This is a genomic window from Mycobacterium sherrisii (genome assembly GCF_002102355.1).
In the GTDB taxonomy this organism is placed as follows: domain Bacteria; phylum Actinomycetota; class Actinomycetes; order Mycobacteriales; family Mycobacteriaceae; genus Mycobacterium; species Mycobacterium sherrisii.
Map to the genome: position 1 here is coordinate 1 of NZ_LQPT01000107.1, position 23,495 is coordinate 23,495.

The 23,495-nt window shown below is 64.5% G+C and carries 22 protein-coding genes and 1 pseudogene; all 23 read right to left on the reverse strand.

Features of this window, described 5'->3' with window-relative positions; translation table 11 throughout:
• Positions 1-62: 62 nt before the first annotated feature.
• A pseudogene (locus AWC25_RS22965) lies at positions 63-740 on the reverse strand (DDE-type integrase/transposase/recombinase); the annotation flags it as partial.
• 400 nt (positions 741-1,140) lie between these two features.
• Positions 1,141-1,434, reverse strand: coding sequence for a DUF732 domain-containing protein (locus tag AWC25_RS22970; protein ID WP_244899586.1), 294 nt, complete (start codon positions 1,432-1,434; stop codon positions 1,141-1,143).
• Positions 1,435-1,612: 178 nt separating this feature from the next.
• On the reverse strand, positions 1,613-2,281 hold the full coding sequence (locus AWC25_RS22975) for a hypothetical protein (protein ID WP_142279007.1): 669 nt from the start codon (positions 2,279-2,281) through the stop codon (positions 1,613-1,615).
• A gap of 44 nt (positions 2,282-2,325) precedes the next feature.
• Positions 2,326-2,979: a mammalian cell entry protein gene (locus tag AWC25_RS22980; protein ID WP_244899587.1), complete on the reverse strand. Its 654-nt coding sequence runs from the start codon at positions 2,977-2,979 to the stop codon at positions 2,326-2,328.
• Positions 2,946-4,379, reverse strand: a complete 1,434-nt coding sequence (locus tag AWC25_RS22985) for an MCE family protein (protein ID WP_085167784.1) — start codon at positions 4,377-4,379, stop codon at positions 2,946-2,948. Before AWC25_RS22985 ends, AWC25_RS22980 begins: the two co-directional genes overlap by 34 nt.
• Position 4,380: 1 nt before the next feature.
• Positions 4,381-5,517, reverse strand: coding sequence for an MCE family protein (locus AWC25_RS22990; RefSeq protein ID WP_085167786.1), 1,137 nt, complete (start codon positions 5,515-5,517; stop codon positions 4,381-4,383).
• Positions 5,517-6,845, reverse strand: a complete 1,329-nt coding sequence (locus tag AWC25_RS22995; RefSeq protein ID WP_085167789.1) for an MCE family protein — start codon at positions 6,843-6,845, stop codon at positions 5,517-5,519. The genes AWC25_RS22990 and AWC25_RS22995 overlap by 1 nt, the downstream gene beginning before the upstream one ends.
• Positions 6,842-8,203 (reverse strand): MCE family protein, encoded by a 1,362-nt coding sequence (locus tag AWC25_RS23000; RefSeq protein ID WP_085167791.1) that lies wholly within the window; start codon positions 8,201-8,203, stop codon positions 6,842-6,844. Before AWC25_RS23000 ends, AWC25_RS22995 begins: the two co-directional genes overlap by 4 nt.
• A complete protein-coding gene (locus AWC25_RS23005; protein WP_085167792.1) occupies positions 8,200-9,228 on the reverse strand; it encodes an MCE family protein in 1,029 nt (342 codons plus the stop codon). The genes AWC25_RS23000 and AWC25_RS23005 overlap by 4 nt, the downstream gene beginning before the upstream one ends.
• Positions 9,229-9,251: 23 nt before the next feature.
• Positions 9,252-10,706 carry an MCE family protein gene (locus AWC25_RS23010; protein WP_085167793.1) on the reverse strand — a complete coding sequence of 485 codons (1,455 nt, stop codon included), beginning with the start codon at positions 10,704-10,706 and terminating at the stop codon, positions 9,252-9,254.
• A 3-nt stretch (positions 10,707-10,709) separates the two neighbouring features.
• Positions 10,710-11,564, reverse strand: a complete 855-nt coding sequence (locus tag AWC25_RS23015) for an ABC transporter permease (RefSeq protein ID WP_085167794.1) — start codon at positions 11,562-11,564, stop codon at positions 10,710-10,712.
• A complete protein-coding gene (locus AWC25_RS23020) occupies positions 11,561-12,271 on the reverse strand; it encodes an MlaE family ABC transporter permease (RefSeq protein WP_085167855.1) in 711 nt (236 codons plus the stop codon). Before AWC25_RS23020 ends, AWC25_RS23015 begins: the two co-directional genes overlap by 4 nt.
• Positions 12,272-12,870: 599 nt before the next feature.
• Positions 12,871-13,461, reverse strand: coding sequence for a CAP domain-containing protein (locus AWC25_RS23025; protein ID WP_372513604.1), 591 nt, complete (start codon positions 13,459-13,461; stop codon positions 12,871-12,873).
• A gap of 311 nt (positions 13,462-13,772) precedes the next feature.
• On the reverse strand, positions 13,773-14,615 hold the full coding sequence (locus AWC25_RS23030) for an alpha/beta hydrolase-fold protein (RefSeq protein ID WP_085167796.1): 843 nt from the start codon (positions 14,613-14,615) through the stop codon (positions 13,773-13,775).
• A gap of 78 nt (positions 14,616-14,693) precedes the next feature.
• Positions 14,694-14,804: a hypothetical protein gene (locus AWC25_RS26705; RefSeq protein ID WP_244899588.1), complete on the reverse strand. Its 111-nt coding sequence runs from the start codon at positions 14,802-14,804 to the stop codon at positions 14,694-14,696.
• Positions 14,805-15,221: 417 nt separating this feature from the next.
• Complete coding sequence (locus AWC25_RS23035) at positions 15,222-16,196, reverse strand: tetratricopeptide repeat protein (RefSeq protein ID WP_158089777.1); 975 nt, start codon at positions 16,194-16,196, stop codon at positions 15,222-15,224.
• A 14-nt stretch (positions 16,197-16,210) separates the two neighbouring features.
• Complete coding sequence (locus AWC25_RS23040; RefSeq protein ID WP_085167800.1) at positions 16,211-17,752, reverse strand: class I adenylate-forming enzyme family protein; 1,542 nt, start codon at positions 17,750-17,752, stop codon at positions 16,211-16,213.
• A gap of 44 nt (positions 17,753-17,796) precedes the next feature.
• Positions 17,797-18,201 (reverse strand): SCP2 sterol-binding domain-containing protein, encoded by a 405-nt coding sequence (locus tag AWC25_RS23045; RefSeq protein WP_085167802.1) that lies wholly within the window; start codon positions 18,199-18,201, stop codon positions 17,797-17,799.
• Positions 18,202-18,300: 99 nt separating this feature from the next.
• Entirely contained in the window at positions 18,301-19,533 is a 1,233-nt protein-coding gene (locus AWC25_RS23050) for a cytochrome P450 (RefSeq protein ID WP_244899589.1), read from the reverse strand.
• A 49-nt stretch (positions 19,534-19,582) separates the two neighbouring features.
• Complete coding sequence (locus AWC25_RS23055) at positions 19,583-20,413, reverse strand: mycofactocin-coupled SDR family oxidoreductase (protein ID WP_085167806.1); 831 nt, start codon at positions 20,411-20,413, stop codon at positions 19,583-19,585.
• 122 nt (positions 20,414-20,535) lie between these two features.
• Positions 20,536-21,543, reverse strand: coding sequence for an acyl-CoA dehydrogenase family protein (locus AWC25_RS23060; RefSeq protein WP_244899594.1), 1,008 nt, complete (start codon positions 21,541-21,543; stop codon positions 20,536-20,538).
• A gap of 5 nt (positions 21,544-21,548) precedes the next feature.
• Positions 21,549-22,682, reverse strand: coding sequence for an acyl-CoA dehydrogenase family protein (locus tag AWC25_RS23065; RefSeq protein WP_085167809.1), 1,134 nt, complete (start codon positions 22,680-22,682; stop codon positions 21,549-21,551).
• Complete coding sequence (locus tag AWC25_RS23070; RefSeq protein ID WP_085167811.1) at positions 22,679-23,494, reverse strand: enoyl-CoA hydratase/isomerase family protein; 816 nt, start codon at positions 23,492-23,494, stop codon at positions 22,679-22,681. Before AWC25_RS23070 ends, AWC25_RS23065 begins: the two co-directional genes overlap by 4 nt.
• Between the last annotated feature and the right edge of the window lies 1 nt (position 23,495).

Here is a 23,495-nt window from a genome sequence, read left to right on the forward strand (position 1 = left end):
ATCGATTACGGTCAAGAACCGCACGAAAACGGCGTGTCGCAGTTGATCCAATATCACTATTAGCCGGTTAAGAGGGGATCGGCTCCGTGGCAGAAGTCGGGGCTAAATCCATAGTGGGAGGCGAATCGCACGTAATCCGGAGTGGGGACAACGACATTGGCGACGATACCGCCTTTGAGGCAGCCCATCCGGTCAGCCAGGATCTTGGCCGGAACCCCGCCGATCACCTCGAGCGCTTCGGCGATCATCGCTAGCGTGGTGGAGGCCTTCTCGTCGCGAGCGAAGCGCACGAACCGCCACCGCGAATACGCCAGCACTGCGCAGAACACCATCACCCCCGGTGCGGCTTGGGCCCAGTCCATCACCAGATACTCACCCGGTGACCACACCGCAGGACGGCGTTGATGCCGGTTAGCGTTGCGCCACAACACTTTCTGCTCGGCCACAAGCCGGCGGAAGTTGCGTGCCGAGCCCTGATAGCCGGCAGCGCGGGCGATCGGCAACATCCGTTTCGCCGACATCTTGCCGTTGGAGTTCTTCACTCGGGTGGCGACCAGCTCGGTGAACGCGTCAACATTGCGTGGTCGTGGTTCCCGCGCCGGCGGCCCACCGGCCTCGGCTCGCTCGATAACCCGCTTGACCGTTTTGTGGGTGGTGCCGCACAGTTCGGCCGCGCCGCGATAGGACCCGACCTGGTGATACGCAGAAATGATGTTCATACGCTCCCTTGCAGACTTCAATAGAGCTCCCTGGGCGGTGCAGTGACAGTTGGCGCTATCACCGTCACCGCCCAGGCCCTCAGCTCCCGGAAATGACACGACGAGCCCGCAAAGGAGTGGGGACTTCTACTTGGCCACCAGTGGGGACTTCCTACTGGCCACAGATGGGGACTTTCTCATGGCCATGGACACGTGGTCTGCGTGCTTCCGTGGTGCATCAGAACAAACGGCATCACCGTCCAAATGCCTTTCATCCACGGGTATTTCGGCTCCGCATACCGAATGCATCAGAACGCGCCATTGAGGTTCGTGTCGATCGCGTCGACCGACGCACCGTATCCGCAAGCTCATCGGTCGAGAGCCACCTCGTCAGCTGCGTTCAGTCCGCGGGCGGGCAAGTTTAGACAGCGTTCCTGACCGCCTACGAGGATGGTTGGTAGCCCGCCGCCGAGTTGCGTAATTGCCAGATCCGCGCCGGACAGAGAATCCCCACCGCGTTCGACACCACGTAATTGGCAGACTGTTCGTCGTTCGGGAAGACGTCACGCTTGGTATCCGCCATCACGTCGGCGTACGCGACGCCCCGAGTCACCTTGTCGCAGATACCCCAGCCGTATCCCAGGCCGTCGTTGTTCGGAAAATCGAAATGCCGCCGTACCGCGATGTTGTAGGTGTACTCGACCTCCGGAGCCGGAACCGCCTGAGCCACGGGCACAACGACTAAGCTTGTCGACACCGAGATGGCTGCCACGACGAGGGTGCGAAAACCGGATTTGGTCAAAGTTCAAGCCTCTCATGGCTGTCTTGCGCGAAGCCCTTCAACACCGATTTGGAAGCACGGAGGCGCGGAGCCTTCGCCGAAGTGGACCTCATGGCATCCTCTTTCGCGAATTTCAGACCGGCTCGAAATTCGCTATCAGCCAACGGTTATCGACCTTTTCCATCGTGAGACGGACGCTGGACGCGGTATCGGTGGGCGACGTGTTGCCGATGGTCGTCGTCTGATTGACGTAGGCGAGCACGATGACGTGCCGCGCGTCCGCTGAGACGGGAGCCGCAACGGGAACCGTGGCGACCGCGGCGATGCGCTTCTGCTGGGCCCCGGGAATGACCACCTCGTTGATGAGCTTCGTGTATTCGTCGCGAAAGCTGCCGGTGAGACGATTGCTGGCCGCCTTCAGGTCCTTGCCCACGGAGTTGGGTTGATACGACAGCATGGCGATGGTCGATTCCATTGCCGCAGAGGTGGCTTGCACCGCAGCGGTTTGTGAGTAGTTGTACGACTGAATCTGCCATTTCATGTAACCGGCGACCAGTGTGAGAACGAGCGCCGCGGCGGGAAGGACTCCGTATACCAGGATACTAGACCTCGAAACGCGCCCTCGCCGGCCGGCTTTCGGTGACCCGTCCTCCTTGTCGTTCAATCCGCCATCCGCAGGGTCTGCGGGTACCGCGGGGTCCGGTTCCCCGTCCCCGGACGGTGGCGTGTCTGCCACCGCGGTGGAATCCGGATCCATTGCTTCGATCGGCCGGACTTCATTGTCGTTGTCATTGTCGTGCATCGCATACTCCAAATCACCTCGGCGTGCAGCGAATAGCCGCCGGATCATGGTACGAACCGGACGTCGGATACCTTGGTCGAATCCCCCTGCTGCTCAACACCGATTTGCATGCGCCACCCCCGCGGCGTCGTATCGTTCGTGTTCGTACTCGTCATGGTCATCGACACGTTCACCAGTACTTTCGCCTTGTCGCCGTCCTCGGAAAGCAGCGCTGCCTCCGTCACCTTGCCAACCGACTTCGACTTCACCTTCTTGACGACCTCGGCGAACGACGCAGACCTCCGCTGGAAGTCGTCGTGGAAGACGCCCGTCGACGAATCGAGAACCCGTTGGATGTCGCTGTCGACGGTGGCGAAGTCGATCGTCGTCAGGTTTATCGCCCCCTGGCGCGCCGCCTCGACGAACTGACTCCTCTTCGCAGCAGCGTGGCGGTCCTCATAGGTCTGATAGCCCAACCACGCGACGAGGGATCCGATTGCCCCCACGATCCCCATGCCCGCCAGTGCAGCGATACGCAGGCGGGAGGGGCGAACGCTGCCATTTTCTCGTTCGGACCCGTCCTTTTCACCCCCAGCTGAGGTGAACTCGTCGAAATCCGCGGCCGACGACTGGGCGTCAGCACCGGTCAGGGCGACCCCGCCCTCCGGCAGCGCGCCTTCGACGCCTACTTCCCCGCAGGGACTAACATACTTTCCCACGTCTTACCTTCCGTGTGCTGTGCGAGATCGGCCTGTGTATAGACGTTTCCGTCGGGTCCGACGTAATTGCCGGTTGCCGGGTCGTATTGCGCGACGGCGAGCGGCGGCGGCGGTGCTTGAGGCGCCGGGGCGCCGGGTGGCATCTGCGGGATGCTCTGGCCCGTCGTAGTCGCGTTGGGATCTCCCTTCCAGTAATTGCCCTCGTTGAGCGGAACGTACTGCTCGTCGCTCTCGCACATGGTCACGGTCGGGGCGCGTTTACCCGGCCTGGTGATGCACGGGTAGTTCCGCGCGCCGCGGACGACGTTCGGAGCGTCCTGCGGTATCCGGCAATAGAGATCACCGTCGGGTCGGTCCGGGATGTTAACCGCGTCGGGGCTGAACTGCTGCTGCGCGGGCAGGAATCCTGTGGTGCAGCCCGGGGGGAGGTTGAGGTTCAGATTGAACGACACGTAGACGCCGGGCCGCGGGTTCTTGGAATCCTTATTGGCCACCTCGGCGCCCTGCACCTCGGAGATCAACTGAGGTTCCAGCACGAGCATTTGTTCGATCGCAGGTTGATACACCACCGCAACCTTTCCGACGCTCACCAGATTGGCCAGCAACACGGGCAGAGTGGGTTTAAGGCGCTCGACCAACTGGCGGGCCTGTTCGGCCCCGTTGCTGCCCTGCTGGATGAGGCCGGCCAGATCGCCGTCCTGCGTCTTGACCTGTTGCGAGAGGTCAGCCAAGTGCGACGCCCACCGTTGGATGGAATCAGCCGAATCGGCCTGAGAATCGAGAATTGGCCCGCTCTTGTCGATGAAATTCAACAAAGGGTCGAGGTTCTTCCTGGCATCGGTCGCGAGGGCGGTGGAGCCTTGCACGATGCGTGAGATCTCCGGTCCCAGACCACCGATGGCAGCGTAGCTCTCGTCGACAACGGTCTTGACGTTGTCTCGCGGAATGGCCTGTATGCCGCGGTTCGCGGCGTCGAGAAGCGAGTTGATCTGCGGCGGTTCGGTCGTACGGTCTTCCGGAATCACGTCGCCGTTCTTTAGCGGCGGACCGTCACCGCTGCGTGGCAGCAGGGCGACGTACTGCTCACCGATGGCGGACGTGCTGTGCACCTCGGCGACGAGGTTCGCGGGGATTTTTATACCCGATTTCAACGACAGCACGGCGTCGACGCCGTCGCGTGTCAGGCGCACGTCGGTGACCCGGCCGACTTCGGTGCCCCGGTAGGTCACGTTGCCTGATTTGTAGAGGCCACCGGCGCTCGGCAGCTTCACCGTTACCGTGTAGTACCCGATCCCGAACATCGCCGGCACGCGGATGTATCCGAACGCCATGATGGCGCCCGCAGTGATCGCGACGGCGGCGAATGCGGCGAGTTGCAATTTGATTCGTTTCGACAACATGTCAGTGCCCCTCCTGGTGGTAGGGAGCCACCAGGGGGTTCCCGGCCGTGTACGGACTCGGGAGCTGGCCGATCGTTCGTCCCCACTGCATCTCGAGTTCGGTGAGATTTCCCTCCCATCGGGTCCCGACGAGAAGGCCGTCGAGGCGGCTGAGTGTGAGATCGATGATGAAATCCGCGTTCACCGCGTTACCGCGGACGATCTTGTCGATGTTCTCCAGCGGGAAGGGCAGCGTGAGAAGGATGCTCAGCGCGCGAGTCAGGTCGGGCCCCGCGTCGGCGAGTGACTTGAACACCGGGCCGAGTTCCTTGATCTCGGCGACCAGGTTTTGCTTGGTCTTATTCACCGAGTCAGCGGTGATGGCGCTGAGCTTTCCGAATGCGTTTACCGCTTCGACGAGGTTCGCGCGCTGGTCGGACAGTACCTTCAGCGCATCCGGCAACGTGTGTAATGCCTTGTCCAGCACGGGTTTCTGATCGGCGAACTGCCCGACTAGATTGTTGAAACTCTGATTCGCCGCGATGATGTCGTTCGTCTGCTCGTTGAGTCGGCTCACGAACAGGTTGATCTGCTCAGTCAGACTGCGCAGCTCCTGCACCCGACCACCGAGGGCTTTCGCGAAAGCCACGTTGATGTCCTGAAGCTGCCCGATCCCCCCACCGTTGAGCAGTAGAGACACCGCGGCCAGCGTCTGGTCGGTGGTCGGGTAAGTCGCGCCGTTCGACAGTTTGATGAGCGATCCCTCGTGCAGTCGACCCTCTGGTGGTATGCCCGGCGTCGGCCCCAATTCGACGTGCAGGGAGCCGAGCAGACTCGTCTGCCCGATCTTCGCGGTGGCGTTGGCGGGGAGGTCGACGTTCCCGTTGAGCGTCATCGTGACCAGAGCGTGCCAGCCCTGCCTCTCGATCTTGGTGACCGTGCCGACATTGGCGTCGCCGACACGTACCCGGGAGTTGCGCTCGATCGTGCCGACATCGGGGAGTTGGGCCTGAATGGTGAAGGACCCGTCTCCACGCCCCTCCGTACCGGGCATCGGCAAGGAGTTCGGACCCTGCCACTGGCAACCGGTCACGGTGAAGCCGACCACCAGCAGTGACGCGGACACCCTGCGATGCAGACGCGTTCGATGACTGCGCATCACGATCCCCCGTCGGGGGGTAGCAGCATTCCGGGCAGTCCCGCGGCGGGGTTCGTCGTGGTCGTCTTAGATTGGTCGGCCGCGGGTGTCGCCGACGCGGGGTCCTGGGGTTTCGGCGCCGCGACCGAATCGCCCGGTGCTACAGGTGCGGCCGGAGGAACGAAGTCGGGGCGAAGCCACTGCTCGCTCCAGTCCATCTCGTTCGGGCGTGCCGAGGCTCCGACGAACAGGTTCTCTCCTAGGGGCGGGAAGTTGTACTGCCGGTTCTTGAAGATCGGCGTCAAGTACTGCACGCACAACTTCGCCGATCGCGAGGCACCCACGCGCGACGCTGCGGCGACCGAACCGCACAACAGCGACACCGGATCGGCAAAGTTGTTGACGGCGAGCGCTCCAGTGAGGGCACCCTGCGCGGGCTGGTACACGTTGGCGAAGTTCGCCGCCGCGTTCGGGAACACGTGCAGCGCCTGTTTGATGCCGGGCAGGCTGTCGTTCACCGACGTCGAAATAGACGCCAGCTCGTCCGTGGCAGTACCCAGCGCCTCGCGGTTCTCGCTGATGAACCGGGTGGCGTCGCCGACGACCGAGTTCAGATCGCGGATGGCGTTGCCGACCGCGTTGGGGTCGTCAGCCAGTAGTCCGGTGACCGCCGCCAGATTCCGATTCAGTTGGCTCAGCAGGGTGGAGCTGTTTTGCAACGCGGACACCACGAGCGAAAGGTTCTTGACCGTCAAGAACAGGTCGTCGCTGTGATCTCCGAGTGCGGACAGCGCCTTCGACAACTGGATGACCGTTTCCCTGATGTTGGCGCCTTGCCCTCGGAGATTGTCCGCGGCGGTATTGACGAACGCTCCGAGCGTGCTGACGCCGCCGGGCTGGGTCGGCTGCAGCGCTTCGGTCAACTTCTCGAGTTGCGCCCGTAGGTCGTCGTATTCGACCGGGACGGCGGTACGGTCCTCCGGAATCGTGGCGCCATCGGTCATCACCGGTCCGGAGGTGTAGGCGGGCGTGAGCTGAATGGTGCGCGCAGTGACGAGCTGCGGCGACACGATGGCGGCCTTCGCGGCGGCGGGGATCTTGTACCTGTCCTTCACCCAGAAGGTGACTTTGGCTCGAGTGGCCTGAGGCTCGATCGCGTCGATTCTCCCCACCGGGACTCCGAGGATCCGAACCTCGTCACCCGTGAACAGACCGTTGCTGTTGTCGAAGTAGGCGACGATGTGGGTGCGGTTGAGCTTGTCCATCGCGCCGAGCGCCACGGCTCCGCCGCAGACGAGCAGCAGCACCAAAGCGAGGGCCAAGCCGGCCTTTGCTCTTGTCGACTTCACGATCCGCCACTTCCGTTCTGCGCGTGGGGCTCATGGGCCGGTTCACCCGGAACGGGAACAAATACCGGCGTTGGGGTGGGTTCGGTCCTGGGCGCGCCCGCGGCGCCCGCCGCCGGTGGGCCAGGAGGGGGGCCGCCGGGGGCTGGTGCGGGCCCCGGGTCGCGATAGGGATAGCAGCCGGTGGGACCCGGAAGGGGTATTCCCGGCGGGCCGCATCCCTGGTCGCCCGGATTGCCGGTGATCGCGTCGGGGATGTTCAACCGGGGCTCGCCACCCTGACCCGTGCGCGGCATCGGCATCGGCAGCGGAGGTGTTCCCGGCTGACCCGTTTGCGGATCCGTCCGATCCGCCGGTGCAAGGACGTTCGGGTCGAGCCCGAGGTCGGAGAACGCGGCGTCGATGAAGGGCTGCACCAACTGGCCGGGGAGGTTGTCGAGGTAGGCCTTGAAGAACGGGCCCGATCCGACTGCTTCGCCGAGTGACATCGCGTACTGGTTCAGGTACTTGATCGCCAGCGTCAACCTGTCCTTGCGGTTGTCGACCAGGGTGAGAACACCGTTGAGCTTGTCGAGCGCGGGGCGCAACTGCTGTTCGTTCTCGCCGATGAAACTTTTAAGCTGTTGCGCGAACGCCGACAGATTGGACGAAATCTGTTGCAACGCGGAGCTTTGCGTTCGCAGCTTGGGCAACAGGGAGTTGGTGTCCGACACCAGCTTCGCGATCTCGTCGGCGCGCTCGGACAGCACGGCGGTGGACTTGCTGGCGTTGGCCAGCAGTTTACGCAGCTGTGCGTCGCGGTCACCGAGTGTCTGCGAGAACCGCGCGACACCCTGGACCGCATCGCGCAGCGCGGGCGGCGTGTCCCGGAAGGTGTTCGCCAGGGTCGACAGCGCGTCGGAGACCGAGTTGGTATTGAGCCCGTTGATCGTCTTGGATAAGTCGCCGAGCGCGTCAGGTAGCTGGTACGGGCTTCTGGTCCGCTCGAGCGGAATGGCGGACTTTAGTTCGCCGTCACCGCGTGGCGTCACCTCGAGCACTTTCGCTCCAAGCAGACTTTTGGTGCGCACGTTTGCTTCGGTCAGGTCGCCGAGGTGTACGTAATCGTCTACCTTGAAGGTGACTAGCACGCGGTCGCCGTCGAGATCGACCGAGTTCACCTTCCCGACACGGTATCCCGCCACCTGCACGGGCGCGCCGGCGCGTAACCCGCCGGCTTCGGCGAAGTAGGCGGAGTAATCGTTCTCCGAGTCGAAGCCGGGGAGACGGTCGTAGTTGAGTGCGACGGCCACTACCACGAGGGTGACCGAGATTCCGGCGAGACCTATGAGGAACCGGTTGCGTTCGGTGAAGGATTTCATTTCGGTGTGCACCGCCCCGTGTCCTGATTCACCAGTCTCACGTAGACCGGTTGGCCGCCCTTTCCGTTCAACTTCACCGAGAGCGAGCAGAGGTACTCCGGGATGAAGTCCCCGCGAGTGCCCAGTTTGGCGAGTGACCGGTAGGCGTCAGGCAGGGTGTTGAGCACACCGTCGATGTACTCGTGATCCGCGACGACGATCGACGACACCCGATCCGACTGCGCCACAACGCTTTTGAACGGTTCACGCGTCTGAGCGAGGAGATCGGCTATCGTCGCCGTGGCCGCGTTAGTATAGGCGACCGCGTTGGTGACGTCGGTCTTGCGTTCGGCGAGACTGCGAACGAGCGACGACAGCGAATCGACCGTCTTCGCTAGCTGACCGCTCTGGCCCCCGAACGACGCCAGCACCGTCTTGAGGTTTGTGATCACCTGCCCGAACAGATTGTCGCGATCCGCGAGTGTGTTGGTCGCGATCGCCGCTTGGCTCAAAAACGATCCGATCGTGGCGCCCTCACCCTGAAACGCCTCAATCAGTGCGGATGACAGTGTGTTGACCTGCTGCGGGTCGAGTGCCCGGAACAGCGGACGGAATCCGCCGAGCAGCGTGTCGAGATCGAGGGCCGGCTCGGTGTGGGACGCCGGAATGGTGCCGCCAGCGCGGAGTTTCGCGGTGTCGCCGGGTCCGTCGAGGAGTGCCATGTAGCGATCGCCAATTGGGTTCGCCCAGCGGATTGCGGCCTTGGATCCGCCGGTGAGGACGACCGAGGGATCCGTCGAGAACTCCACGACGGCTTTGGCGTGCTCGTCGATGGTGATGCGCTTGACCTGCCCCACCTCGACGCCGGCGATGCGAACGAAGTCGTCCACCTTCAAACCGCTGACGTCCGTGAACTCGGCCTTGTACAGGGTCTGGTCGCCGAATCTGTAGTTGGCGAAGATCGCCAGTAGGGCAAGGATCCCTACGACGCAGACCAGGACGAACGCCGTCAAGTTGACGACGACGCGTCGCAAGTTGTCGTGCACGATGTCTCAGCCTCTGTCGATGGTCAAGGAGCGGACAAAACGTCGGGCGGTGCGACCGGGCCGGGGACGGGCGCGGGTGCGGCTTGATCCGGGAGCGGCCCCGTCGGCGACGCCGGGTCCGGCGCTGCGGGGGCCGGCCCCGGTAGCGGACCGGGGGCTGGCGGCACGCCCGGCCAGAGCGGAACACCGCCCGGTCCGTAGAGCGGTGCGCCGTAGGGGGCGCCTCCGGGGTACGCGGGCGCGGGCCCGGGAGCGGGTCCACCCTCGTACCGGATCTTCGGCGGCTCCGGGATCGCCTTCGTCACGGGGAAGTAATTCGCCCAGCCGGGGAAACCGATGCCCGGGTTGGGCCTGACATCCAGGCCGGTACCGAAGCCCGTGTTGGTGACGAGGTAGGGCACGGGGAATTTTTTACTGGCGTCCGGAAGCGAGCCACAACCCGGCTGACCGCCCGGCCCGCCCTTCGCCGCGACGATCGGCAGATTGTCAGGATTGCGGTAGGGGTCGTCGCCCAACAGGACGGCGACGTCCTGGATAGCACCACGTCCGTTCCCGCCGAAATTCTGATACAACCCGTGGTCCAAAGCCCATTTCGCACCCGTGAAGAGGCACGTGAAGGAGGGGCTGTACTTGAGCAGCAGGTTGGTCGTGGGCTCGAGCGAGTTGATGCCTTCGATGAAGTTGGCTTGATTCGGTGCGAGCAGATCGGTGCCGGCGTTGGCGAAGCCGGTCGTGCTCAGTAGGAGCGCGTCGAGCGTTTTCGCGTTGTCGGTGATGGTCTTGCCGGTGGTGCTCGACGCGTCGAGGGTCTTGAGAATGTCTTGGGCCGCGGCGCTGTAAGCGTCGCTGAAACCTTTGAAGGACCGCCAGTCTCGATCCACGGTATCCATACGCGGGTTGATCTGCGCCAGAACTTGATTGGCGTCCGTGATGGCTTCACCCATGCGGTCGCCCTGTCCGCGAACACCGTCGGCCAAGGCGGTCAGCACCGAACTCAGCTTCCTCACATCGATCTGGTTGAGGAGACGCACCAGATTGTCGAAGACGGTGTTCACCTCGGTGGCGACGTTCTGCGAGTGCAGCACGGCGCCGGCCGACAACGGCTTGGGGCTCGGATGCGCGGGATAGATGAGGTCGACGTACTTGGCGCCGAAGGCGGTCGTCGCCAGGATCTGAGCGCCGACGTTTGCCGGGATGTAATTGATCTGGTCGGGGTAGATCTCGAGATTGAGGCGCACCGAACGCCCTCCGCCGGAGAAGCCGGCGACGCGGCCCACCTCGACGCCGCGAAGCATCACTCGCGAGCCCGATTCCATCACCAGACCGGCGCGATCCGAGGTCAACGTCACCGGGATGTAGTTGTGGAAGAACCCGGCGAATATCGCCACACACAGCAGCATCAGCGCGACGATCGTCGCGAACAGCGTGACTGTCCACCACAGGGGATGAATGCGCCCAACGCGCCTTACGTGTTCCATGCGTCACCCAGCGAGTCGGAAGTTGCCGGACTGGCCGTAGATGGCCAGCGAGAGGAAGAGCACGACGAATACGGCTGCGATCAGCGAGGTGCGGACCGCGCGGCCGACCGCCTCGCCGACGCCGGCCGGACCGCCGGTCGCGGTGAAGCCGTAGAAGGTGTGCACGATCATGATGACGACCGCCATCATGATCGCCTGGAAGAACGACCAGATGATGTCGGTGGGATTGAGGAACGTGTTGAAGTAGTGGTCGTAGACGCCGGACGACTGTCCGTAGATCGCGATGGTGCCGAATCGGGCGGCCCAAAAGGCGGACAGGATTGCGACGCAGTAGAGCGGGATGACCACGATCACCCCCGCGACCACGCGCGTCGATGCGAGGTAGGCGATCGAGCGAATACCCATAACCTCCAGGGCGTCGATCTCCTCGTTGATACGCATCGCGCCCAGCTGGGCTGTGGCGCCGGCTCCGATGGTCGCGGCCAGCGCGATTCCTGAGATCACGGGGGCGATGAGACGGACGTTGAAGTACGCCGATGCGAAGCCTGTGAGGGCTTCCACGCCGACGTCCGCGAACTGGTTGTACCCCTGCACCGCCACCAGTGCACCGGTCGACAGAGTCAGGAACCCGACGATGACCACGGTGCCCCCGATGACCGCCAATGCGCCGACACCGAGGCTCATCTGGGCGATCAGACGCACCAGCTCCACCTTGTAGTGGATGAATACGTCTTTAGTCGCCGCGAGCGTCCGGAAGTAGAACTGCGCTTGTGCGCCGATCCGCGTCATGCCGCCAAGCCAGTTCTGCATGAGGCGGTTTACGCGGGAATAGAGCTTACTGGGCGCGCTGGCCGTCATAGCGTGGCCTTGATGCCGACGGCGGACGCGATGATGTTGATGGCGAACAGCGCGACGAAGGTGAAGACGACGGTCTCGTTCACGGCGTTGCCGACGCCGGCCGGTCCACCGGCAACAGAGATGCCCTTGTAGCAGGCGATCAGCCCTGCGGCCAAGCCGAACAGCGCGGCTTTGATGAGAGAAATGATCACATCCGGCGCGCGCGTGATCGTCGTGAGACCACTGACGAAGGAACCGGGTGTCACGTGCTGGACGAATACTGAGAACACGAATCCTCCGACGAGACCGACGAGGATCACGACCGAGGACAGGAGCGTCGCGACGACGGTGGCCGCCAACACTCGCGGGACCACGAGTGACTGAATCGGGTTGACGCCCATCACCCGGAGTGCGTCCAGTTCCTCCCTGATGGTGCGCGCCCCGAGATCGGCGCACATCGCGGTGGCGCCGGCTCCAGCCACGACGAGCACGGTGACGACCGGGCCGATCTGCGTGACCGTGCCGTACGCGGCGCCGGTGCCGGAGAAGTCGGCCGCGCCGAACTCGAGCAGGAGGATGTTGAAGGTGAAGATGAGGAGCACGGTGAATGGGATGGCGAGCAGCAAGGTCGGCACGAGTGACACTCGCGCCACAAACCACGTCTGCAAAAGGCACTCACGCCACGCGAACGGGCGGCGAGGGATCAGCACCAGCGTGTCCCATGCCATGGCGAAGAATCCGCCGACCGCGCTGATGGGCTTGGCCGCCTTCGACGATGACGCCCACAGCAGGCCGCCATTGATTCTGCTGCCGAGTGACCGTTGGGCCAGCGGCGGAGCGTCGGCTTGAGTCATCGGGCACCTCGGCCGATCACTCGCCCGGGCCGATCGGACCCGAGGGAAGCGGCACACAGCGCTCGCGACGACTCTTGCCCCGACCCCCCACGCATCACTCTGGCAATGATGTTGCCTCTTGCAATCATCACGAATCCTCCGTCGTGTATGTGCCGTCAGGGGGCGTTGACTTGTTGAGCCGCTTGGCGTGGTGGGGCAGCCTGGGTCCCGCGTCATCCGTCTTATTAATACATGCCGTCTCAATATCCGAACGTAGACTAGAGGCGTCGGTCACACATTGTCAATGAATGCGGCTCCGACCACAGCCGGTCGCCAGCGACTTCCAATGACGGTGCAATGTCGACCCCCGAACGGCCGAACGTCTGCCGTCGCGTATCGGCGGAAAGAAGCCCGAAATCGGAGTCCGCGGAACGGTTCTCAGCGGGACAACCGCGCCGCGGACCGCTCACGACCGGACGATCACCGGGGTACCATCAGACACATTGTGCTCGTTGATTTCCGCGATCGCGTTCAGGACGCACAACGGAAACGTCCGAAAGGACAACACTGGTCGACGACGGCCGGGCCGGTGCACCGTATACGGCGACGACGACCGAACGATCGAGACTGTTCACCGACCACACCCCCATCTGCGTGTAGCAGCAGTCCCGTATGATCGAGATGGCGACCGGGTCGTAATACCACTGGTTCATGATCTCGATGCCGTTGATCGCCAGAGCGGGGTTGATGGCCACCGTTTGAGCGACTTCGCCTCGGTAGCCGGCCGCCTGAGCGCGCGATACTACGGTGGACCCGTCCGAGCCGAGATCGCCGCCGAGATCGCGGTTGTTCAGCACGTCGGTCGCGTGCCACTCCGCAGCGAGTTGCAACTGAGCGTTCTTTACGACGTTGTTCGTGCATCCGGCCTGGTGTTGAATCGTGTAGACATTGGCGACCACGCTGTTGTTCAACCGGGTGTTGTCGGCATGAGCGAATCCAGCTGTGGCTACGGCGATTGCAGCTGCAACCAAGACCGCTGTCGCATGGCCGGCGAAACTTCGCAGCTGACTTGCAGCCCTTCTCACGAGCGCGATCCCCTCCTTCGACGAACGGCGCCGCGACTGACGTTCGTGGAATCGGCCAACATTGTTGGCCTGATCGTCTCAAAATAATTTAGTGGCCGGCGTCGCATCTTGTCAACGGCGAACCTGCCGGCTCGAGTGCCCGTCACGGCCCGTCCCCCGAACCGACCGCGGTGACCGGCGTCCGTCGTGATCTGATGTCGTCGAGGATCAGCGTCAGCTCGTCCTCCAGATCTGCTGCATTCCAAACGATTTTGCCAAGGCCTCGACCTGAGTACCGGTGCCCATGCGAGGTCCACTCTGCTAGTCGTCGATCATCTCAGGGTCGCGGCGAGGTCACCGGCCATCGCCGCCAGCTGCGGTCCCCAGCTGGACCAGTCGTGCTGGCCCCCCGTTGGGAAGTCGAAGTGCGCGTTAGCTCCACCGACGTTTCGGTAGTGGACATAGAACGACTTATTACTCCCCTGTGCCTGGTCGCAGTAGCCGATCATCGCCGCGGGATCGCTGCATGTGAGCGTCGATGGACTGAAGATCCAGAGCCGAGTGTTGTTCTCCACCAGTAGTTGGGCGTGGACATCGGGGTCGTGCCACTTCCAGCGGCCGAGCTGCGCGGCACCCCACATCGCCTGCGTATTGACGCGCCCGAACTGCGCCATCCCCGCGGTGATCGCGCCGTTCATCCACGTCGCCGACGGGGTCATGAAACCCGACAGCGAGCCTGCGTAGCGGTAGCGGTCGGGGTGGAACGCCGCCAGCGTCACGGCCGCGGTGCCACCCTGCGAGGCGCCGACCACGCCGTGCCCGCCCGGCGCCAGGCCCTTGTTCGCCACCAGCCAGTTCGGCAGCTCGTCGGTGAGGAACGTCTCCCACTGCTTGCTGCCGTCGGCTTCCCAGTTGGTGTAGAGGCTAAACGCGCCGCCTGCCGGAGCCGCCACCGAGATGCCTTTGCCCGCCAGGGTATTGAGCGCACCCGCCCCGACCCAGTTACTGATACCGTCGCCGCCGTTGAACGCGTCGAGCAGCACGACCGCGTGCAGGCCGCCGCCCTGGAACGCCACGGGAATGTCGCGGCCCATCGCCGCAGACGGCACCCTCAGCATCTCGACGCCGTCCGCCCGTGCAGTGGGCGCTGACCAAAGACTCGCCGCGATGATCATTGCGAAGAGGACCCGCAGACCACATATCGCCCTCACGCGGACGTCCTTACGACGGGGTGTTTCGGCATCATGCACCTCTCAGTCGGGAGGGTAGGCGGGAGGCGGGTACACGCCGCGCAGGGCCCACGGCAGGAAAGAGAAGAAGTGTTCGATTTCGTCGCTGGCGTCGTAGTCGGGATTCGGATCCACGGCCGCACCTTCCCCTCGCATGAAATGGATCCCGCTGCAACGGCGAGCGCCGCACCGGCGCCGGGTCGTTCATTTGAGATTACGCGTGTCAAAACTAACACTTCGGACAGAGTCTACGCAACGGAATCATGATCACGGGCGCGGACGGGCAGGCATCACGTCAGGGCACTTTCGCATCGATCCGAAAGTCGCTCTAGCGGCTTTTATTTGACCGGCGCAGAATTACGAGATGCCTCGTCTCGAGAGGCTGCACCAGCCACGCCCTGACACTTACGGCGGGCGAGTACCGCTACGCCATCGAACGCCTGGTCGCGCTGCCGATCGAGTGTAAGCGTCTGCCCGACAATGTCGTAGCCGAACTCGCTCGTTCGGTGACCCAATCCGCGCGGTCGAGTTGACCCCGACCGAACACCCACGTTAGGTCGCGTCGCCGCGTCGGACGGCACGGGGCGTCGCCGTGGGCGAGCCGATGCGGCTCCGCTGCAGCCCCTGCAAGGCGGTGCGAGCCGGGCCGTGGCCCGCTGCAGCGGCCACGGCGAGCCACCGCTTTCCCTCGTGGACGTCGTTCTCGCCGCGGTTCAAGATGGCTACAGCCAGATGGAACGCCGCGCTCACCTGTCCGAGCTGTGCGGCGGTGCGCCAACAACGCTCGGCCTGCTCGAGGTCGTCTCGGTAGTAGTGCAACGCGCCGAGGTCGTGAAGTGCGTCGGCGTGACCGGTGCGGCCCGCGCGCACCCACCAATAGCGCGCGATTTCTACGGAGTCGGGCGAATCTTGCTGATAGGCGAGCGATCCCAGCAAGTGTTGCGCATCGGCGTGCCCTTGTTCGGCCGCTGCGAGCAACCAGTGCTTCACCGCCGCTGCCGATCCGCCCGTGCGGTCCTCCTGTCTCAGGACGTTCGCGTGATTGAATTGGGCGTCCGGATCCCCCGCCTCGGCGGCTTCGGCAAATAGCCTGCGTGCCTCGGTCCTGCTCTGTTCGTCGCCCCGGCCGTAGAGGAGGGCTCCAAGGCTTACGCGAGCACCCGGATGTCCGGCTTCCGAGGCGACGCGCCACCAGTATTCGGCCTCAGGATCTGCGCGCCGATCGAGGTTCGTGGCGAGATTGTGGGCGGCACCGCCGTGTCCCCTCTCAGCAGCCCGCCGCCACCACTGCTCGGCCTCGACCCGTGACGCGTCGTCGCCGGTCTCGTCGAGGAGGACGCCCAAATTGCACTGGGCTCCGACATGCCCGGAGACGGCGGCGGTGTGAAACCAGTGCTTTGCCGTTTCGCGGTCCTCGCAACAACCTCGTTCGGTGAGAAGGATCGCCAAATTGAACTGAGCGTCGACATCGCCGGAGATCGCTTCATCCCGCAACGCCTTGATCTCCCCCGGGCCGAGGGTTGGCAACGACTCGGGCTGTTCTAGCACGGTGTTGCCGTCTCCTCTTCGGCGTGCGAGAAACTCGACATCGCGGCGCGCAGCAGATCCTTCTGCACCTTGCCGGTGGAATTCCTTGGCACGTCACCGAATACGACGGTGCGGGGAACCTTGAAGTCGGCGATCCACTCCCGGCAGTGGTCGCGCAGTCGCTCCGCATCCACGTCGGAATCCGGCACCGTGGTCACCATGGCGACCACGGTGGCGCCCCACTCGGGGTGCGGCCGACCGATGACGGCGACGTCGGTGACATCAGGGTGTGAGGCGATGGCCTGCTCCACTTCGGCCGAGTAGACGTTACGTCCGCCGGTGATGATCACGTCCTTCAGACGGTCGACCAGCCGCAGCGAGCCGTCGGCACCGACCTCCATGAGGTCACCGGTGTGCAGCCACCCGTCTCGTACGGTGTCCGCCGTGGCCGAGGGCTGCCCCCAGTACCCCTTCATGACCGCCTCGCCCCGGAATACCAGCTCCCCCACTCCTCCCGGTTCGGTGTCCGTTCCGGCGGCGTCGATCACCCGCGCTTCCATGAAGGGCTGCGCCGTGTGCCCCGATGAGTCCGGCCGGGCCAGGATCTGGTCCATCGTGGAGTAGACGCCGGTGGGCCCGGCTTCGGTCTGACCGCACTGTTGGAACATCTGGACGTCCGGAAACGCGCCGAGCAGCTCCTCCGCCACGGCGGGCGGCATCGCAGCGGCACCAAATACGCCCACGCGCCATGACGACAGATCGCGCTGCCGATTCGAGCGATGGCGCAGCAACTGCTGGTACATGGTCGGAACACCGAACAGCCAGGTGACGCGATTCGCCTCGACGAGGTCCAGTGTGGTGGTTGGATCGAATCTTCCTGCGATGACGTGCGTTCCGCCGAGAAGGGTCGTCGCGTTGAGAAACGTGGTCCCGCCCGAGTGGTACATCGGCGTCAGGTGCAGGTACCGGTCACCGTCTCGCAGGCCGAGTGAGACGATCTGCGCCATGGCCGCCCACACGGCGCGATGGTGATCCAGCAGCACGCCTTTCGGCCGCCCGGTGGTGCCGGAGGTGTACAGGATGAACGCATCGTCGAATTCGTCGGCGAGATCGACCGTAAGCGTTTCGCCGCTGCCGTCGTCGAGGAGATCACCGGTGCCGTCGTCCCATCCGACGGCGCTTGGTCGTACCGACTCAATTGTGCTGCAGGCCGTTCGGGCCATGTCCGCGTGCGCTTCGTCGTGGGCGAGGACCGCCGCCCCGCTGTTCTCGAGGATGAAGCGGATCTCGGGAGGTGCCAGCCGGGTGTTCACCGGCACCATGATGAGGCCCAGCCGAGACCCGGCGTGGCACATGATGATGTACTCGGCGGAGTTGGAGCACAGCACCGCCAGGCGGTCGCCCTTGCGGAGCCCGTATCGGGACATCGAGCCCGCCGCAACCGCGATCGCGTGATCGAGCTCCGCCCAGGACCAGTGTCGGCAACCATCGAGCACGGCGTCGCGAGTGGGTACGCGCCGTCCGTTGCTCAGGGCGATGCCGCCGATCGTGGGCACTCGTCATCCCCTTCCAACAGCCAGCTGGACCGTCGCCCCGCGAATTAGACCAATCCGCTCTTGGCCGCGTGGCCGCGGTAGATCGGGTACGCCTTCTGGAGCGTGGGAAGTAGTCCCACCAGCTTGGTGACCTCGCCCTTCGGCTTCACTTTGCGACGAGCCAGGGCGCCCATCAGGTTGAGGTCGCCGAGCCAGAACTTGTGTCCGTCGTCCGCCGACATCGTCAACTCCACGGCGGCCTCCCCGTTCAGCGCCGTGTCACCGCTGACCACGGTCACAGGGTCGGACGTGCAGTCGACGAGGTAAGCGGCGGCGGGATCGGCGAACACGATCTTGAAACTCGTGTTCGCCGCGATGAACTTGTCCTTGAGTTTTGGATCCGAGGTGATCTCGGTGAGGAACGGGACGAAGATCCCGTCGGCTGCGGCGGCGTCGGCGAAGACTGGCATGGTTCGTCTTTCTGGTCGAATGGGGAGCACGGTCGTGCGTTCCGTGCCCGGGGGCCGGTGTGTGGGTTTGTCGTGGCCACACACCGGCCGGTCCGTGGGTCAGGCCGGCGTGACCGTGACGGGCAGCCGGTACACGCCGCGTGAGTAGGCGTCCCGGACGTATTCGATGTCGCCGTCGGGCTGGATGTCCTTCGTGCGTTGCAGAAGCTCCTCCATGAGGATTTTCATCTCCAGTGAAGCCACGTGCTTGCCCAGGCACTGGTGAGCCCCCTTGCCGAAACTCAGGTGGGGGTTCGGGTCGCGATCCAGTCGGAACGTGTTGGGATCGCCAAAGGCCTCTGGGTCGAAGTTGCCGGATGCGAACAGCATGCAGACGATCTCACCCTTGGGGATCGTCGTGCCGTGGAACTCGACGTCAGTCGTCGTGGTGCGAACGAGATGGGTGAAAGGCGATGCGATGCGCACCATTTCGGATATCGTCGTGCCGGGGATGTCGCTGCTGCGTTCGCGCAACCACGCCATCTGATCGCCGTCGCGCATCAGTTGGTGCATCCCGTGGCTCAGGGCTGTCCGAGTGCTCTCCGCGGCGCCCGAGGCGAGTACGGCGACGTTGCCCATCATTTCGTCCTCGGAAAGGGTCCTCTCTGAGATTGCCTGCACGATCTGGGTCATGACGTCGTCTGCCGGGCACTTGCCCTTGAATTCGGTCAACTCAATCGAGTACGCCATGAGATTGCCGATGGCCTCGATGACGTGGTCGAAGGACGGGGTGATGCGCGTATCGAAGGGAGCGGCGAACGTGTCGACCCATGAGAAGAACTTCTCGCGGTCCTCTCCGGGTACCCCCAGCACGTCTCCCAGTGCCTCCATGGGCATCGCGTGGGCGATGTCGGTGACGAAGTTGAAACTCCGCTTGTCCAGCGCCTTGTCGACGATCTCGCGTGCGTAGACGCGGAATTTTTCTTCGAGCTTGCGGACCACCTTCGGGGTGAAACCCTTACTGACGACCCCGCGCTGCCGTCGATGCTCATCGCCGGCGGCGCACAACATCGACGGCATGCCGCCGTTCTTCGGGTCGACGGGTGTGACCCGCCAGATGTTCACGAATCCCTCATCGGTAGCGAACGTCTCGGCGTCCTTGTCGACCCGGACAATGTCAGCGTGACGGCTCAGAACCCAGGCGCGCTCAACCAACAGCGGATCCGAGAACTCCTGGAGATAGACCGGCGCCTCGTTCCGCAGGTACTCGAACTGATCCAACGGCATTCCGAACGTCGTTGGATCACCGTTGGCGTAGGTCTCGGGGTCGAGCACCTTGACCTCGGGTCGCACACTTGTCACTTGTCTATCTCCTTGGCGGACAGAGGGATTGGTTGGTGGTCTACCGCTTGTTGGTGAAGCCGGCGTCGACGACGGTGGTTGTTCCCGTGACGTAGCGCGCGGCGTCGGACACCAAGTGCAGGATCGTGTTGGTGACGTCGATCGGATCAATCAGACCGTTCTCGACGGGCAGCGGATTCTGCAGGTTGCCGGCGATCTCCGGGAACTCCTGCACGAAGCGACCGAAGGCCTCGTTGGCGATCATCGGTGAGTTGACTCCGGTGGGGTGCACGGTGTTCACGCGGATGTTCTCGGGGGCCAGCGCGTTGGCCCAAGCCCGCATCAGACCCACGACGCCGTGCTTGGCCGCGATGTAACCCATAACGCCCGGGTTGCCGTCGGCCAGTCCGCCAACCAGTCCGGCCGTGGAGCTGGTGATGACGATCGATCCACCGCGCCCGCCCGCCCGGATGTGCGGGATGGCGTAGTTCACGGTGTCGAACACGCCGTTGAGCATGATGTCGATACCGGCGATGTAGGCACTGCGACGAAGTCGCTGCTCGCCGGTGATGGCCATGATCCCGGCGTTCGCGAGCACGATGTCGAGCCGACCAAAGAAGTCGACACCCTCCTGGATGAAGGCCTTCACCTCTTCGTGGTCGCGGACGTCGAGGGCCTTGGTGACGACCTTGCCTCCGGCCGCCTCGACCAGGCGGACCGTCTCGTTCAGATCGGCCTCCGACGCGAGCGGGTATTCGACATCGGGGTCGTCGTGGCAGATGTCGAAGCCGATGATGTTGGCGCCCTCGCGTGCCAGCGCCTCGGCGTGCGAACGGCCCTGTCCGCGGGCGACCCCCGAGATCAGCGCGACCTTACCTTCAACCCGTCCCATCTCAATTCCTTTCAGCCTTAAGGTCGCACCCGAAAACGTGGCGCGGTGAGAGAAAGCGCCATCGATTGGGTCGGGAGGCCATATTTAAAAGCCTTACCGTCTCAAAATAGTAGTGTCGTGCCTCACACGTTGTCAATCTCGACGGGGCCGGCTACCGCGGTCATCTCGTCCCACCACGTGCCCTCGTCGTTGGTCCGCGCCAGAGCGCCCAGCCGCTCGCTGACGACGTCTTCGTGCTCGTCGGCATCCCTCCAGGACCACAGGGCCTCGCTGTACCGGTGCAGGTTGTACTCCAGCGTGACCCCCACCGCGCCGTGCAGTTGGTGGGCAGTGCGGGCCACCCGGGTCGCCACGCCGGCCGCCGTGATGCGCGCTGAGGCGGCCGCGGTGGTCTGCAGCAGCGGACTGGTCGGGGCGCGGACGATTGCCTGCGCTCTTCTCAGGGCGGATTCACCGAACCGCGTCTGGATCGCCATGTCGGCGAGCGCAGCGGCTACTGCGGGGATCTTGATGAGCGGAGCACCGAATTGTTCGCGTTGCGCGACGTACCGCTTCGTCAGGTCGTACGCACCGCGGGCGCTACCGAGCAGGGCTGCGGCCCGAGCCAGACGCAGTCGCGTGCGAAGCGCGGCACCGCTCGTCTCGAGTCGGGTGGCGGCCGCGCCGTCGACGGACACGTCGTGCAGACTCTGTCCCGCCGGATTGGCCTCGTCGCCCTCGCGGATCGTGAGCAGGCTCGCGTCGAGCGACGCACTGGCGACGTCGTCACCGACGACGAGCAGTGCAGCCTCCTCCGCGTACGGGACCGCGCTCGCGGTGATCCGCGACGACGGCTCGGTGAGAACGTCACCGTCGACGACGGCGACGGTGCCGAACTCGTCGTCGACGAGGCGCCCCGTCGCCAGCACAGCGGTCGAGCCCTCGACGATCGGCGTGACGACGCCGTGGCGGGACAGCTCGGCGATCACGTGAAGCAGGTCCGCGAGTTCGCCGCCCGACCCTCCGTCCGCCTCGGCCAAAGCGATTCCGGTGAGGCCGAAGGCGGACAGTCGAGCCCACTGGTCACGTGGCGCCCGACCGTGTAGCTCGGGGGCGAGTCCGCCGATGAGGTCCGTCAGTTCCCGGTGCATTTCGCTCACGCGCGTGCCCCGCTCTTCGCGACGATCGACAGCAGGACATCGGACGCTCCGCCGCGGATGCTAAAGCCCGGCGACGCCATCAGCGCCGTCGAAAGCGGTCCCCGTCGTTGCACACCGAGGCCGACACGCCGACCGAACTCGATGACGTCGACCTCGAAGCGGGTCCCGAGGTACTTGAGACTGGCGGCCTCGGTCACCGGCGCCCGGCCTTCGTCGAGTGCCGCCGCGATCTCCCAGCACTGCTGGCGGAGTCCGCCGAGGCGGGCGATCAGTTCACCGAGTTCCCGATCGTGGCGGTCGTCACCAGCCTCACGCAGTTTGTCGACTGCGGCGATCAGCAGCGGATACGTAGTGAGAACCCGCTCGGGCCCGCCCCTTTCGAAGGACAACTGCTCGACCACTTGACGCCAGCCGTTCCCCTCCGTGCCGATCAGGCAGTGTTCGGGAACGAAGACATCGGTCAGGGTCACCTCGTTGAAGTGGTGTTCCCCCGACATGTCGACGATCGGTGAGATCTCCACGCCCGGCGAGTCCATCGCGAAGGCGAACTCGGACAACCCCTCGTGTTTACGTCCATCCGAGTTCGTTCTCGCCAGCAGATAACCGTGTGTCGCGCGGTGCGCGTTACTGGTCCACGTTTTGCGTCCGCTGACCGACCAGCCGCCGTTGACCCGCTTGGCGACCGTCCGCACGGCCGCCAGATCCGAGCCGGCTTCCGGCTCGCTCATTCCCAGACAGAAGACGTACGACGCGCTGGTGATCCCGGGCAGCAGTTCCTGCTGTAATTCCGGCGTCCCGTGACGCAGGACCGTCGGCCCGATCTGACGGTCGCCGATCCAGTGAGCCGCCACCGGCGCGCCCGCTCGTAACAGCTCCTCGGTGACCACCAGACGCGCTCGCGCGTCGCGGCTGGCGCCGCCGAAGCGCGTGGGCCAGGTGATCCCGATGAGTCCGATGTCGGCGAGTTCCTTCGAAAACTCGAGATCGAAAGATCGCAGCCAGCAATCACTTTGGGGCGTGTAGCGGCCCGCGTCACGCCAGCGGGAAGTCAGGTTGCGCACCTGATCGCGCAGAGACCTCAGGTCGGAGTCGGTGGAGACGACGCGCGCCGCGGCAACCGTGCTGCTCATCGTGCCGTGAACTTCGGTTGGCGACGCTCCGCGGCGGCGCGGATTCCCTCGGCGAAGTCGTCAGTGGCTCGCAACCGAGCCTGTTCGGCCCGTTCGTGCGCCGTGGCGCGCCGGACCGCCTCCGCGAGTCCGGCCCGCATTGTCGCGCGGATGCTGCGCACCGCGAGTGGGGCCGCCGAGCCGATCTCGGTCGCCAGACCGACCGCTGCGGAGCGGATCTGGTCGTCGTCGACGAATCTGTCGACGAGCCCGATGGCGTGGGCCTCTTCACCTTTCACCCTGCGGCCGGTCGTCAGCAGCTCCAGAGCGCGCTGTTGCCCGATGACGCGGGTCAGGGTCTCGGTGAGTCCGAATCCGTGATGCAGACCCAATCGGGAGAAGTTGGCGCTGAACCTCGACGACGGACCCGCCACCCGGAAGTCGGCGGCCAGAGCCAGACCGAGCCCTCCCCCGACCGCCGCACCCTGCACTGCCGCGACGATCGGCAGTTCAGACTCGAAGATACGGGCCCCCGCCTCGTACAGAGCCTTGGCGCCCTGGTCCGGGTCGATCTCGGCGGCTTCGGTGGTGCCAGCGAAGTCCGCTCCCGCGCAGAAGTGCTTTCCATGTGAAGCCAGTACGACCGTGCGCGCCTCGGTTTGAGTGATCAGGGTGTCGAGCGCGGCTGCGATTGCCTCGATCAACGAGACGTCGAAGAAGTTGTTCGGTGGTCGGCGGATCTCGACGACGGCGATCCCGTTGGTGAGCAGTTCGACGGCCAGGTCGTCAGCGCCGACCGACGGTGATTGTTGAAGTGGTGCTTCCGGAGACATC